Genomic DNA, 15,162 nt, shown 5'->3' with positions numbered 1-15,162 from the left:
TAGTGCATGTCTGTACGACAAACCACGCTCCGCTATTGTCTATCACGCAGCATGCTAGATGACTATTGCGGATCTTAAAACCGCTTCTTCTAAAACATCTATGCCAAATAAAATATCTTCAAGGTCAGTATGTTCATCAGGATGGTGACTTAAGCCGTCGACTGATGGGATAAAAATAAGGCCGACTGGTCCAAGTCTAGTCATGTTCATCGAATCGTGTCCCGCACCACTTTGCATATATTGATAGGAGAGATTTTTTTCTATACAAATACTTTCCAACCCTTTCATTAGACTTGGCGAAAGTAGGACAGGCTCCTCGGAGCTAATGACCTTATAGTCAATAGCAAGCATTCGCTTTTGTTGAACATTTGCGATGGCTGTGTAGAAATGCTGAAGAACTCGATCCCTTGATTGTACTGAGGAGGAGCGAATGTCAACTGTTAGCTCCACTTGTCCTGGGACTACATTCATGGACCCTGCAACAACGTCTAAAATACCTACCGTTGCCACTGTTCCAAACTCTTGCTCGGCTATCGCAGCTTTCTCCAATTCTAGTGCCAATTCTGATGCCCCTAAAAGAGCGTCCTTCCTCATATTCATCGGTGTTGTACCTGAATGGGAGGCTTTCCCGTTTAATGTCATTAATAAACGGACTGGTGCTGCCACCCCCGTAACAATTCCAATTTTTTTCTCATAGTTAATAAGCATTGGACCTTGCTCAATATGTAACTCAAAAAAGGCATGGAAACCTTCCCCTGCTCTATTTGCCTGATCTACACTACTAAAATCTAGCCCACAGTGTGCAAAGGCCTCTTCCATGGAAATGCCATCGCGATCTACGAGATGACGATATTTTTCTTTATCTATAAGCCCTGCCATTGCTTTACTGCCGACCGTTGATACACCAAAACGAGAAGACTCCTCACAGGCAAATGCAATAATTTCAATAGGATGCTTTGTCACAATTGACTTCTCATTGAATCGTTTGATTACTTCCAGGGCTGCCGTTACGCCAACAACTCCATCATACTTTCCACCTTGATAAACTGTATCTAAATGAGAGCCCATGACTACAGGCTGTAATCCTGGTACTTTACCTTCTCTTCGAGCAATAAGATTTCCACATGGGTCAATATGAATTTGAAGATGTTCATCTTTACATAAACGAATGAAGGCATGTAAACAAGCCTGCTCTTCATTTGTATAAGCAACTCTCGTAATTCCTTTCTCACCTGAATTATATTGATTCATTTTATTTAGTAATTGTTGATAACGTTCTTTGCCAACCATGTAAACAACTCCTTCTTAAGAATTACGAAGATGAAAATCAAACCAAATTTGCTTTTGCCCTGTATCTTTTTTTATTGTACCAATTATTTCATATCTTATTGGATGAAAAGTAGAAAAGGGATTCTCGATAACGAGATCCCTACTCTAATCTTGATCATAGGCTATTATTTGCTATTAGCCATTTTGTTATTGAAATGATGGAATAGTGCATCACATTCTTCTGGCGTCTCCATTTTATGCATGTTTAGCACACTTTTATCTTTTCCAGTTAAGTAATCACGTACATGCATATCAGAGAAGCCATGCACATGAGCATCTTCTGCTGTATTGCAATAATGCACTTCTTTAATTCCTGACCAAATGATTGCTGAAACACACATCGGACATGGTTCACATGTTGCGTAGATGACACAATCCGATAAATCCATTGTGCCAAGCTTTTTAGAAGCTTCGCGAATAGCTACTATTTCTGCATGTGCTGTTATGTCTGTATCACGCATCATCGTATTTCCGACAACAGCGATGATTTCATCACCTCTTACAATTGTTGCACCAAATGGTCCGCCAATATTTTGGTCGATCCCATCTTTAGTTTTGTCAACGGCTAATTGAATATATTCCATACCGTGATTCCCCCTATGTTAATTAATAATATGAGTACCTGCTTGATTATTGATTGCCTCTTTTAGACTCTCAGGATTTGTAATAATAACTCTGTGACCACCATTTTCTAAGAAGCTCAAACTGGCTTCGATTTTTGGTAGCATACTTCCTGGTGGGAATTGATTGTCTAAAACATGTTTCTTTGTTTCTTCAATTGTAATTTCTTCAAGTGCTTGTTGTTCAGGCTTCCCAAAGTTAATGAATACTCGAGGAACACCTGTTGTAATAATTAATGAATCCGCATTTACTTGAGCTGCTAACAGACTTGTTGCAAAGTCTTTGTCAATAACAGCATCTACACCTTCGTAGATATTGTTTTCTTTTCTAATCACTGGGATACCGCCTCCGCCTACTGCGATAACTACATAATCATTGTCAATCAGTGATTTGATTGCATCCTTTTCAACGATATCAATTGGTAGTGGTGAAGGCACCACACGACGATAACCGCGTCCTGAATCTTCTATCATTTTCCAATCTGGATGTTCCACTAACATAGCATCCGCTTGCTCTTTCGTAAAGAATGAACCTACTGGCTTAGTAGGATTAACAAAGTTCGGATCATTTTCATTGATTTCCACTTGTGTAATCACACTAACTACCTTTTTATTAATTTGACGCTTCGCCAGTTCATTGATTAGGGCTTGTTGAATTAAATAACCAATTCCGCCTTGTGTATCGGCAACACAGTTCACTAAAGGTACCGCTGGCATGCCAGATATTTCATTAGCAATTTCACTTCTTTGTAGCGTAAAGCCTACTTGAGGACCATTGCCATGTGTGACAACCACTTTATAGCCTTCTTGAATCATATCTGCTATATGTTCGACAGTTTGAGCAACAGCTTCCTGCTGGCTTTGAATAGATTCACTACCGCTATCTTTTACTAACGAGTTGCCTCCGATTGCTACAATTACTAATTTACTCACAACTACACCCCTACTTCATTTTCCACATTATTTTGAATTTTCCGGTTATTAAATCGATATAACACTGTATATAAAATGAACGATACGATTAGTCCGCTAAAGAAGGCAAAATCATTTAGCTTCACTAGGAAAGGCACACCTTTAAGGAAGGCACCTGACATTGGTAGCATAAAACTAATCAAGAGCACGACACATGCTACGATGTTATAGCCAGATTTATAAGCCCCATTGTTACCTTCTTGCACATAAATTGTAGATAATTCAATACGACGTTTACGTTCGATATAAAAACTTGACAACATAATACCTGCGATTGGACCAAACATAGAGCCAATAAAACTATAGAAGAAGAATAAAGTTTCTGTACTAGATACTAGCTTCCAAGGCAAAATCATTGTTCCAACAATGGCTGTTAAAATTCCTGCTGTTTTTACTGTAAATACTTTAGGGAATAACGTTGTCATTTGTAATCCTGATGGTAGTAAATTACCGAATACGACAAATGCAGTTGCCCCAACATTTAATGCTAAAATTAATACAATAACAGAAAATGGATTTTGGATTTTATCGATTGCATCGACAATATTAAAAATTGGTTGTCCGAATGCAATTTCTGTCCCTGCTATTAAACTAATACAAGTGATGGCAAATAGTAGATACGAACCGATCATACCAATAGATAAACCATAGACCATAGCTTTTGGTGATTTAGCTCTATTTGTAAAGTCTGCAATATTAACGATTGGACCAGCCCAATTGGATACCAATGCGCTGACACAAGCAATAAATACTAATGGACTTTCCATTTTTGTTGCCGGTGTGTAATCTAAAATTGGACCGATACCACCAGCAATATTAATTGCCCAAATCGCTGCTCCAATGATGAAGATATAAACGATTGGTGATGAATATTTACCGAAAACAGTAAGCATATCCATGCCGCCCAAAAATAGTAAAACTGTAACTATCCATAAAATACTATAAGAAATCATTGTCGGAACATCTAAGCCAAAAAGAGTGAAGTCCCCACCAATAGACATATAGTTCGGAATGAATCTAGAGAATAAAACATTTAGAGATTGAGCCCCTACCACTGTGGTTGTACCAAAGAAAACAACCCCAGCAATTAATCCACGACATAAGGCTGGAATAATGGAACCCTTTACTCCGAATGCATCCCTTAGTAATATTGCAAATGGTATACCATATTTAGAGGCAGAATATCCATTTAAGGCGTAGCCTGCAGAAACGATCACTGCTGATAGCATGATGGCTAAGAAAACTTGATTAACAGATAATCCCAAGATGAAAAATCCTGCAACCGTCATATAAGACATAATATTGTGAACTGCGCCCATCCAAACTGTGATGTAGTTAGTGATTCCCCAATCTCTTTCCTGAGGACCCTTTGGTAATAGTTCTTCCGAATAGCCTAGTGCTCTATAGTCTTGATAGGACTGATCAATTTTTGCATGTTCCATTTAAAGCTCCTCCTACTTATAGGAAGTGGGTTTAAGCCCACTTCTCACTAATTGTGATTAATGCTTTTTCAAAAGCTTCCATTGGAGGGTGAGTAATACCGGCACCAATCATACCAATACCAGCGTCTTTATGTGCGATCGCTGTATTAATAATTGGAAGAATACCAGTTTGAATGACTTTACGGATATCAATACCAGTAGCAATTCCCATGAAGTTTAATAATGGAATAGTAATGTTTTGGTTTTCAGTTGTAGTAATTTCTTTCATTTGACGTGAATAACCAATTGCTTCATCCACTGTTCCGCCTACTAGGGCAACGATTGCTGGTGCAGTAGCCATAGCAAAACCACCGATACCGTATGTTTCTGTAATAGCACTATCTCCAATATCTAGACCTGAATCTTCTGGCTTATAACCAGCAAACATTGGCCCGATAACTTGTTGTGCAGGGCCAGTGAACCATGTGTTACCTGCCATCCCACTAATACGAACACCAAATTCTACACCGTTACGTGCCATTGTTGTCACAACTGTACTGTGCTCAATACCGTGTGCAGCATCTAATGCACATTTACAACAAGCCATCCATGTAGGACCTGAGAAATACTCACTACTTGCTACAAAGTCAAATACTTCACGTTTCTGTTCAACAGGGTAATCTGTTTCTAAAATATAAGGTGTTAAAGCTTGAATGAGTAAAGCAGTACCTGCATTATTACGGTTATGACACTCGTCACCCATATGAAGTGCTTGTGCGAGCATTAAACGAAGGTCGATCCCCTCTTTATTGAGCTTCATAGCGTCACGTAAAATGGGTCCTAAAACATCACGCATCCATACTAAACGATCAATAACGCTGTCATCGTTTGCACCCATACGTAAAACTTTAGCCATTTGCTCACTTAAGTTTGTAAATGCACGATTACCGTATGTTTTATTTTCAACAATGTGCACAAACATGGAGGCAGATGTAACACCAGCCATAGATCCTACAGCGTTATGCTCATGACATGGTGAGAATATAATCTCTCCTGATGCTGCAACTGCCGCCGCTTCCTCAAGATCTTTTGCCAAGCCTTCGAAAATGATAGCTCCCATAACGGCACCTTTCATTGGACCATTCATGTTTTCCCATGTAATTGGAGGGCCAGCGTGTAAAATTGTTTTCTTCGTCATGCCTGGTACTACATTAATTGCTTGGTCGAAACCAATTAGAACCGGTTGAGAGTTAACAATTTTTTCGACTGCAAGACGGTTTGCTACTTCAATTTTTTCAGCCAATTCAGCTTTATCGATTTTGTTTAGTGCCGTGATTATTTGTGGCTTCCCTCCACCTGGTGGTGACCATTCTAAGTGTGTAGCACTCGCATTTTGCGCTAAAATATCATTGTTAAAAAGTTCAATACCTACGTTAATTACGTTAATTTTACTTGTAAAAAGTTCATTAATCTTACTCATGATGATCTCCTTTCAAAACCATTTCTCTAGCCAGTAAGCCCGCATTTGTACTGCTGCTTGCATGTGTCACACCTGCATCGACTAATTTTTTCACTTGATCTTCTAAACTTGGTTTATCTAAATCTGTTCCTAGAACATATCCAATAATCTCTAAGTGTCTGCCTTCTTTTTCTGCCAATTGTTTAGCCTCAATAATAGCCGGAAGCATAACACCAACTGGATCTTCATGTGACCCGAAGCCTAAAACGAAGTCCATTACAATGACACCAACCGATGGATCTTTTGCTTCTTGTAAGAAACGCTCAATACGAGAAGATGGGTCAATCATTGGGTGCGGTTTACCGTTTGTAAAGTCATCATCCCCAAAGTCTATGAAAGTATGTTCCTGGCTCACATTAATATCTTTTAATAGGAAGTCAGGATTTTTTTGGATATTGCTATATACATGATCGAATTTTTCCATTGCTAGATACATAGATTCATCACAAAGCGTTCCACCACAGAATAATCCACGGATATATTTTTGCTCTGGCGATAATTTAGCACGAACTTCTTCAATTAATGGAAGGTTCAGTGCACGTTTGTTAATGCCTGCTTCATCAATACCAGCAAGTAATACCGCTTGTAACGCTGCTTCTTTAGACGTTTTAGCAAACTGTCCACCAGCTGCTACTACTGCTTCTTCATTACCACCGATAAAGTAAACAACAACAGGTTTGCTGCACTCTTTAATTTGTGCTAATACTTTCTTCTCCACACTAGCTTCAGGTGGCTTTGATACAAGAACGATTACTTTTGTCGCTTCATCGGCATCAAGAGCTTGGATACCATCTAGCATCATAATTCCGCCTACTTCTTTACTTAAATCACGGCCACCCGTACCGATAAGTTGAGTAATCCCACCACCGAAGTCATGAATACGGACACTTACCTCTTGGCTACCAGTACCTGATGCTGCAACGATACCGATACTGCCTTTTCTTACAGCGTTTGCAAAGGCAAGTCCTATATTACTAATGATTGCTGTACCACAGTCTGGACCCATCATTAATAAGCCTTTGTCATGTGCTAATGTTTTTAATTCCACTTCGTCTTCCACGCTTACATTATCGCTGAATAACATAACATGTAAGTCATTCTCAAGAGCCTTGCGTGCTTCACGAACCGCAAAAGCACCATTCACAGAAATGACAGCAAAGTTTGCATCAGGGATACCTTGTGCAGCTGAATCAATCGTTGCGTATTTAATATCACTTTTTGCTTGTGCTGAATTTTTATTTGTAAATAATTCCTCCACCGCTAAGTAAGCGCTTTCTGTTTCATCCGCATTAGCAGTTTTCACAATAATCATTAAGTCCCCTGCTGTTGCTTCCTCTACTTCAGGAGTCATTAAACCCACGTTGCGAATGACTCCCTTGTTCATTTCTGTACCCATACCAATAATGGCTTGCTCAACGCCTTCAATTTGATTCGCTTTTGTTGAAAGTGACATCAATGATACTGAATCAAAATATGTGTTTCGCTTAATTACAACTTTAATACTCATTTTTATCCTCCTAATTTTATATTGGCTTCAAAGCCACTTATTAGCCCTAAGGCGATATCTGTACCTGATGAAGAGCCGATGGCAAGTACCTTCTTCAGTGCTTCGATCGCTTCACCTTCCGTGCCAGATAGCATGGCCGAGACAAGTGCATGAATAGATTCCCTAACTTGTCCATATGCAGCCTTGTTCAATGTTGTATAACTAATCTCATTGGTTAAAGGCTTCATCCATTTGATGACGCTTTCACACAATGGCTGATAAATAGAACACGGACTCTGTTCTAAATGGATGATCGTCAATAATCCAACTATAAAATCATCACCTGATGGTGTTAACCCTGGTCCCAGGCCCACTAAATCAAGTACATACTGCTGAAAATTATTAAAACGGCGATTACATAATTCTTCATGGAGTAATGCTGTGCGCTCTTTTAGCAATCTCGAAGTTTCTGCCTCAAATGCACTAACTGGTGAATCACTGCGCTTCATTCCCCCACTTTTTCCATATATATCAATAAACTGTTTCACTTGAACAATATTCTGTTTTAACGTTGCCATGTCTGACGGGAAAATAGGTAGATGACATTGCCAATGAGTGGCTGTTTCTAACGCTATAGTTAATTTATCTTCTATTAATAATTGGTGATGCTTGATCCTAACAGGGTCATTTTGGATTATGTGCAAATTGTCCAAAGTATCAAGATCAATGACAAGCGAATTGGGGGCATTATCCATAGCTTTCGTTGCAAGTGTAAAAATTTCATCATTTGCAGTACTGCGAATATTTAATGCATGCCTAAATACACTATGAACCGTTCCCGTAAACTCCGTCTCAACTAGTTGCTGAAGGAAATAGTTATCACCAGATTTAGCGTGTATCATATGTACACCTCTTTAAGTCGTAGGATTGCTCCTATTTTGCCCCAGCTTCTAGTAAAATTTTTTCAATGGCCGTAAATCCTTTTTCTCTAGCTATTGCTAGCGGAGTCACTCCATATTGATCGACTAATTGTGTATCTGCACCATGCTCTACTAATAAACGAACAATTTCTTGTTGCTTCTCTCCACCATCATTCAAAAGAATTGCTTCAATTAATGGTGTCCAACCACAAATATTTGTATGATTAACATTAATATCTGTCGTTGTCACAAGCTCACGAACTACCTCAACAAATCCTTTCTCACTTGCTGGGTGAACACCTACTCCACCAAAACGTGTTAAACGTTCTAAATCTGTGTTTGCTTGGAGCATTATTTTCACAAGCTCTAATTTTCCATTAATACAGCCATATAAAAATGGATTTAAACAAATTTGATCTTGAAGGTTAATATCGGCACCTTCTTGTATTAGAAATTTCACCGTTTCTAATTGATCGTTCATGGCAGCAAGTAAAATGGCTGTACGCTTTTGCTTATTGCGAGCATTAATATCTACACCTTGTTGTAAAAAACGTTGCAAAGTATCTATATCTCCCGCTTCAGCTGCCGCTAAAAATTCTGAGATGATAATTGTATCTTCCAATTTTTTCATTCCTCCATTTTCCCGACCTATTGTTCATTTCATCTAAAGGGAAATGAATTGCGAGAATGTTAGTTTTTTCACATTCCCGTCTTACACGCTTTATTTTATTCTCTTATGCCCTATATATCATTGTTTAGCAATACCAAAAAGAATGGAGATGATTTGGGCAATATGTACAATGTTTTGTGATAAGATTATGGCAAAGGAGTGAAATCATTTGCTAACAATTAAAGATTTATTAGAAATTAAGGCTTTGGATGGAATTAAAATTGTTGCGGGAGAGCAAGGGATTCACAATAAAATATCACTTGTGAACATTATCGAGAATCCTGATGCATTTGATTGGCTAACACCGAATGAATTATTATTAACAACCGGTTATATCTTCCAAGATGATGAAGAACTACAAAATAAAATTATGCAAGAACTGTCCAAAGTCAATTGTGCGGGCCTCGTCATTAAAATGAGACGTTATCTCCAAAAAACACCTCAAAACATGATCGATATTGCCAATCAATATGGATTACCTTTATTGGAGTTACCTTATAACTACATCTTATCCAAGGTCATATCGATCATTAATGAAAAGGCCTCTGGTCGCTATGACTTATTAAATCGAAAATCATTGGATATGCACAACACATTGTTTAAGGTGGCACTAGAAGGAGGAGGCATCGAATCGATTTCCTCAAAATTAGCGGAAACCATTAATAATCCGATTATCTTTTTAGATCAGGATTGGAATTTACTCCATTTCACTGATCTCGATGCCAATCCAGTCCCACTTGCCTACGGCATCAACCTTAAACAAAATCGTCCGACTTTTTCAAAGGAATTTATCGATTCCATTCCTAAGGATCTCAATGAGATGCAAAAATCGATTACAAGAAATTATCATTTAGAGGATCTTACTGTAAAATGCAGAATTCTCCCTGTAGCAGTAGCCAATTATATTTACGGCTACATCGTCATTTGGCAAACCGTTCATGATCTCAATGAATTTGATTATATTGTTTTAGAGCAAGCCTCCACGATTGTGGCATTAGAGAGGATTAAACAGAAGGAAATTGAGGATGTCCGACTTAAAATCAAACAGGAGTTTTTTGATGATTTATTAACGGGGAAAATCACATCTAGCGAGACACTTCAAACGCTCTGTGATCTCCATGGCTTAAATGTCCATTATAAATATTACTGTATTGTTATCTCAATGATCCGTGATAACCTGCAGGATCATCATGATTTAATTTCTCGAAAGTACGAATCTGATAATATGGCAAAAAAATGTATGAATTTAATCTATAAACACTCGAGTACCGTCAATGGTGAAATTACATGCCTTTATCGAAATCATCAAATTATTGTGTTGGTGGGACAACAAGAAGGTAAGCAAGATATGACTGTTAATGAAACGAAACAATATGCTGAGGAAATTTTGCAATTATTAAGTCAGTATCAAGCAGAAACTACCTTTTTAATTGGTATTGGGAAAGAATACAAACAAATTCGTTACGTTCATAAAAGCTTTGCCGAGGCTCACGAAGCTCTCCGTCTCATGCACCGATTCGAGGAAAGCAGTGCAGTGGCCCATTTTGCTGATCACTCCATCTATCACTTTTTAGATTCGAATATTAATGAGGTACAATTAAAAGACTTTTTCTTAGAGAGCTTAGGGGCTGTCTTTGAGCATGATTTATTACATGGGACGAGCTATTTAATTACATTAGAAAATTATTTTATTTACCACATGAATATTAGCGAAACCGCTAAGGAAATGTTTATTCATCGCAATACATTAATTTATCGTATCGAAAAAATTAAAGAGATTTTAAAGACCGATTTAAAAAACTATGAGGAGCTATTACAAATACAATTAGCTCTAAGAATTTATCGACTACTCGGTAAGTCTTTATACCATGATGAGTTTGCTGATTAGTCCTATTTAAAAGGTGATGATGAATTGCACATCACCTTTTATTTCATTTCATATTCAGTTCATAAACACATGCTATAGTAAAAGCCATAGGAACGACATACGTTGTTTGACGATATTGAAGGAGGCTTATTTCTTTGCAAGAGACATCAAAAGAAACTACTAAAAAACCAGATTGGCGTCGTTTTATACAATTAGTAAAACGAGCTGAACCACCTATTTGGCTCCTAGTTATAGCTTTAATTATGAGTTTAGCAACTACGGGCGTAGGTTTTATCGTCCCATTATTTACAAAACAGTTAGTGGACGGCTTTTCATTAGAATCGCTTAATTATTGGCAGATCATTTTGCTGGGTATTGCTTTTATCGCCCAAGCCATTGCAAGTGGACTATCTATCTATTATTTAAATCGTGTAGGTCAACATGTAGTAGCAAAATTGCGGGATCAACTTTGGCGCAAGCTGCTGCATTTACCCATCCCCTATTATGATGAAAACGATACGGGTGAAACATTAAGTCGTGTAACAAATGATACAGCGGTCGTAAAGGAGCTCATTACAGAGCATCTAGCAAACTGTTTATCGGGTGTTATTTCTATCATCGGTTCCATTATCATTCTATTATTCCTAGATTGGAAAATGACATTAGTGATGTTAATCGCTGTTCCACTAGCGATGGTTATTTTAATGCTGCTAGGGAAACGCATGTTTGTGATTTCTAAAGGGATGCAAGACGAAACCGCTAAGTTTACTTCGGTATTAAACCAAGTTTTACCTGAAACACGTTTGGTTAAAGCTTCTAATGCCGAGCAAATAGAATATGAGCGTGGGAAAAAGGGCATTACGAACCTCTTTAACTTTGGCTTAAAAGAAGCTAAAATCCATGCGCTTATTTCACCATTAATTTCATTCGTTTTAATGTCAGTTCTCGTCGCTATTATTGGCTATGGAGGCGTGCGCGTTTCCTCTGGTGAGCTGACAGCTGGTGATATGGTGGCATTTATTTTATATTTAATCCAAATCATCATGCCCATGACACAATTAACGATGTTCTTTACGCAACTTCAAAAAGCAATGGGTGCCACGGAACGCATTAGTGAGTTACTGGACCACGAAGAAGAACATATTGAAGAAGGCATTACTGTTGAAAAAATAGATCAACCGATTTATGTTAACCATGTTGATTTTTCATATGGCGAGGAGTCGATTTTATCCGATATTAACTTCACAATAGAGCCAGGCAAAGTAACGGCCATTGTAGGTCCAAGTGGTGGCGGTAAAACAACCACATTCTCCCTGTTAGAACGATATTACCAGCCAACTAGCGGTAATATTACGCTAGGAGAAACGCCAATTGAGACATTTTCACTTCACTCATGGCGTAGTCAAATTGGCTATGTGGCTCAAGAAAGTGCCCTGCTGTCAGGAACGATTCGAGAAAATATTTGCTACGGTGTTGACCGTGAAGTGCAGGATGATGAGCTAGAAAGTGTGGCTAAAATGGCTTATGCTGATCAATTTATTAACGAGCTTCCCGATAAGTTTGACACAGAAGTAGGCGAAAGAGGCATCAAGCTTTCAGGGGGGCAACGTCAGCGTATTTCTATTGCCAGAGCGCTACTACGGAATCCACAAATTTTAATGCTCGATGAAGCTACATCAAGTTTAGATAGTAAGTCAGAAATTTATGTACAAAAGGCGTTAGATAATTTAATGCAAGGTCGCACAACTTTAGTTATTGCTCACCGTCTTTCAACGGTAGTCGATGCCGATCAAATACTATTTGTAGAAAAAGGACATATTACAGGTTGTGGTACACATGAATCACTCTTTGAAACGCATGCCATGTATCGTGAGTTTGCCAAGCAGCAATTACGAATTAAAGAGGACTAACGAAGGGAATTGTTTAGATGACCAAACTATTAATGGTAGATGATGATGCCCATATTCGAGAATTAGTAAAAGTATTTCTACAAAATGAAGGTCTAGAGGTTATTGAGGCGACGGACGGTGTCGATGCACTGTCCAAGTTGGCCTCTGAAAAGGTAGATATGGTGATTATGGATATCATGATGCCAAACATGGATGGGTGGGCTTTATGTGAGGAAATTCGCTCATACAACACAGATCTCCCTATTCTTATGCTAACTGCTAAAGGAGAAACCGCTCAAAAGGTCAAGGGTTTCCATTTAGGGACAGATGATTATTTGGTAAAACCTTTTGAACCTGCCGAGCTAATTGTGCGTGTTAAATCGATATTAAAAAGATATCGTATTGCTCTCTCTCAAGTAGTAGAAGCTGGCAATGTTAAACTCGATCGACATACACATGAAGTTGATCTGAACGGAGAAATCATTGTCCTTCGGTTAAAGGAATTCGAATTATTATTTACATTAGCGAGCTATGTGGGCAAAACATTTTCTCGTGAACAATTGATTGAAGAAATTTGGGGCTATGATTATGAAGGAGACGAACGCACAGTAGACGTCCATATTAAAAGAATACGTGAGCGTTTTCCTCAGGAGATTAGCGGCTTTGCCATCCGCACCATTCGTGGTCTTGGCTACCGTTTGGAACTAGCATTATGAGAAAACGAAAATTCTTTGTTAGAATTCTATTTGTTCTATTCCTCTTTCTCATTACGAATACTTTATTTGCCTTTATTTCTTATCATGCAACAGGATGGCTATATGGTCAGTTAGGTACAGAACCTCATGATTTTTGGCAGCAATTAGGCACCGTCCTTGGTGTTTTTGTGCTCTTTGCCTGTTCGGCCGCTATTATCTTCTTAATTGGGCTCAATCGACAACGAAATTACTGGGACGCTATTGTTGAAGCCTTAAGACAAATGGCAAAAGGGGATTTTAATATCCAATTAGATGTAAAAGGCAATGAGGAAGACCAATTTGGCCAATTAATCCATGGCATCAATCATATGGCTGTTGAATTAGGAGAACTTGAAAGAATGCGACAGGAATTTATTTCAAACGTCTCCCATGAGATTCAATCGCCTTTAACATCTATTAATGGCTTTGCGAAGGCTCTTAAGAACATTCATCTGCCTGAAGAAAAGCGTCAACATTACTTAGACATTATTGAATTGGAAAGTAATCGGTTATCAAAGATTAGTGATAATTTGCTGAAGCTGACTTCCTTAGAATCACAGCATCATCCATTTGAAACGACAACCTATCGCTTGGATAAACAATTGCGGAATGTCGTTCTGGCTCTTGAACCAAATTGGGTAGCTAAACAACTGGACTTCGATCTTCAACTAGACAATATAACGATTACTGCAGATGAAGATTTACTGAATCAAGTTTGGATGAATTTGCTAACGAATAGCATTAAATTCACATCCAACAGAGGTGCAATTACTTTAACTATGACACAGCATTTAGATACCGTGACCATCATTGTGCAAGATACTGGTATTGGGCTATCCGAAGAGCAGCAAATGCATATTTTTGAACGATTTTATAAGGCCGACCAATCACGGACTGCCACAAATGGAGGAAGTGGTCTCGGTTTAGCCATCGTCAAAAAAATTATTGATATGCACCATGGAACTATCGCCGTCGAAAGTAAGCTTGGAGAATTTACAGCTTTTTCCGTTACATTGCCCATGGATACTATAGAAACTCGTGCAAACGACTAAGGATGTCTGCACGAGTTTTTTTATTAGTAAGCAACCTTTTTAAAATACTGATAAACTTTGTTCAGCTTTCGCTGTTGCTGCCCTTTTTTACTTTCCATGTTTCCAAACTCAAAAAACTTCACTTTCTTCATTCCTACGAAGCTAAATAACGCTCTTTTCATCAAAATTTTATGAGCATTATTCAGCCATAACAGTGGATATTTGGTCGGCCCCTTCATCGTGGACACACAAACAACCGACTTTCCTTTTAAAAGTCCCTCTGGAAATAACCCCTTTGTATCCCGATATGCAAAATTCGATGCAAACATTTGATCAATATAGCCTAACAGCATAGCGGGCGGTCTTCCCCACCATATTGGATAGACAAATACAATTTGATCTGCCCATGTCAGCTGTTGACGGTACTTTTCCAATTGCGGATCACGGTACATATCCCGACGTCGTTTATGCTCATGGAAAATTAAACGAGGATCAAATTCTTCTTCATATAAATCTAGTAGCTGTATCTCATCAATGGCTGGATTCTCTTGACACCCCTTCATTACTTCCTGTAAAAATGCATAATTTAAGCTCTTATGGTTTGGATATGTATAGACAATTAACGTTTTCATACTACGCCTCCATTACTTATCATTTGATAACTAAATAATAACGGATTCGTTTTTTGTTGTCAAATGATAATT

13 protein-coding genes are annotated in these 15,162 nt (G+C 38.3%); 4 read left to right on the top strand and 9 right to left on the bottom strand.

All coding sequences use genetic code 11. The annotated features are described in order from the left end of the window. Nucleotides 1-54: 54 nt before the first annotated feature. The 8 genes from KVT27_RS04635 to KVT27_RS04600 form a co-directional block, all read right to left on the bottom strand. Nucleotides 55-1,290: a Zn-dependent hydrolase gene (locus tag KVT27_RS04635; protein ID WP_036124715.1), complete on the bottom strand. Its 1,236-nt coding sequence runs from the start codon at nucleotides 1,288-1,290 to the stop codon at nucleotides 55-57. A gap of 164 nt (nucleotides 1,291-1,454) precedes the next feature. Further along, entirely contained in the window at nucleotides 1,455-1,913 is a 459-nt protein-coding gene (locus KVT27_RS04630; RefSeq protein WP_036124714.1) for a nucleoside deaminase, read from the bottom strand. An 18-nt stretch (nucleotides 1,914-1,931) separates the two neighbouring features. Next, nucleotides 1,932-2,882: a carbamate kinase gene (gene arcC / locus KVT27_RS04625; protein ID WP_036124712.1), complete on the bottom strand. Its 951-nt coding sequence runs from the start codon at nucleotides 2,880-2,882 to the stop codon at nucleotides 1,932-1,934. Between the two features lie 2 nt (nucleotides 2,883-2,884). Then, a complete protein-coding gene (locus tag KVT27_RS04620; protein ID WP_150907883.1) occupies nucleotides 2,885-4,363 on the bottom strand; it encodes a cytosine permease in 1,479 nt (492 codons plus the stop codon). A gap of 31 nt (nucleotides 4,364-4,394) precedes the next feature. Next, a complete protein-coding gene (locus tag KVT27_RS04615; RefSeq protein WP_036124708.1) occupies nucleotides 4,395-5,822 on the bottom strand; it encodes a YlbE family protein in 1,428 nt (475 codons plus the stop codon). After that, nucleotides 5,815-7,368, bottom strand: a complete 1,554-nt coding sequence (gene fdrA, locus KVT27_RS04610; RefSeq protein ID WP_217580826.1) for an acyl-CoA synthetase FdrA — start codon at nucleotides 7,366-7,368, stop codon at nucleotides 5,815-5,817. The genes KVT27_RS04615 and fdrA overlap by 8 nt, the downstream gene beginning before the upstream one ends. A 2-nt stretch (nucleotides 7,369-7,370) precedes the next feature. Continuing rightward, nucleotides 7,371-8,249: an oxamate carbamoyltransferase subunit AllH family protein gene (locus KVT27_RS04605; RefSeq protein ID WP_208704467.1), complete on the bottom strand. Its 879-nt coding sequence runs from the start codon at nucleotides 8,247-8,249 to the stop codon at nucleotides 7,371-7,373. A 31-nt stretch (nucleotides 8,250-8,280) separates the two neighbouring features. Beyond that, the gene (locus KVT27_RS04600) at nucleotides 8,281-8,898 is read right to left on the bottom strand and encodes an ankyrin repeat domain-containing protein (protein WP_036147718.1); all 618 of its coding nucleotides are present in this window, start codon (nucleotides 8,896-8,898) and stop codon (nucleotides 8,281-8,283) included. A 208-nt stretch (nucleotides 8,899-9,106) separates the two neighbouring features. Here KVT27_RS04600 and KVT27_RS04595 point away from each other — a divergent pair, with 208 nt between their 5' ends. From KVT27_RS04595 to KVT27_RS04580, 4 genes are all read left to right on the top strand, one after another. After that, nucleotides 9,107-10,825, top strand: coding sequence for a PucR family transcriptional regulator (locus KVT27_RS04595; protein WP_036147717.1), 1,719 nt, complete (start codon nucleotides 9,107-9,109; stop codon nucleotides 10,823-10,825). Nucleotides 10,826-10,959: 134 nt separating this feature from the next. Then, nucleotides 10,960-12,714: an ABC transporter ATP-binding protein gene (locus KVT27_RS04590; RefSeq protein ID WP_150907886.1), complete on the top strand. Its 1,755-nt coding sequence runs from the start codon at nucleotides 10,960-10,962 to the stop codon at nucleotides 12,712-12,714. Between the two features lie 17 nt (nucleotides 12,715-12,731). After that, entirely contained in the window at nucleotides 12,732-13,409 is a 678-nt protein-coding gene (locus tag KVT27_RS04585; protein WP_036124697.1) for a response regulator transcription factor, read from the top strand. Further along, complete coding sequence (locus KVT27_RS04580) at nucleotides 13,406-14,479, top strand: sensor histidine kinase (protein ID WP_036124696.1); 1,074 nt, start codon at nucleotides 13,406-13,408, stop codon at nucleotides 14,477-14,479. The genes KVT27_RS04585 and KVT27_RS04580 overlap by 4 nt, the downstream gene beginning before the upstream one ends. A 23-nt stretch (nucleotides 14,480-14,502) precedes the next feature. Here KVT27_RS04580 and KVT27_RS04575 read toward each other — a convergent pair whose 3' ends face one another. Further along, entirely contained in the window at nucleotides 14,503-15,090 is a 588-nt protein-coding gene (locus KVT27_RS04575) for an NAD(P)H-dependent oxidoreductase (RefSeq protein WP_036124694.1), read from the bottom strand. Nucleotides 15,091-15,162 lie beyond the last annotated feature (72 nt).

The sequence above is a fragment of the Lysinibacillus sp. GbtcB16 genome (assembly GCF_019091145.1).
Lineage (GTDB): Bacteria > Bacillota > Bacilli > Bacillales_A > Planococcaceae > Lysinibacillus > Lysinibacillus fusiformis.
This window is presented reverse-complemented; position numbering and strand designations above follow the sequence as displayed.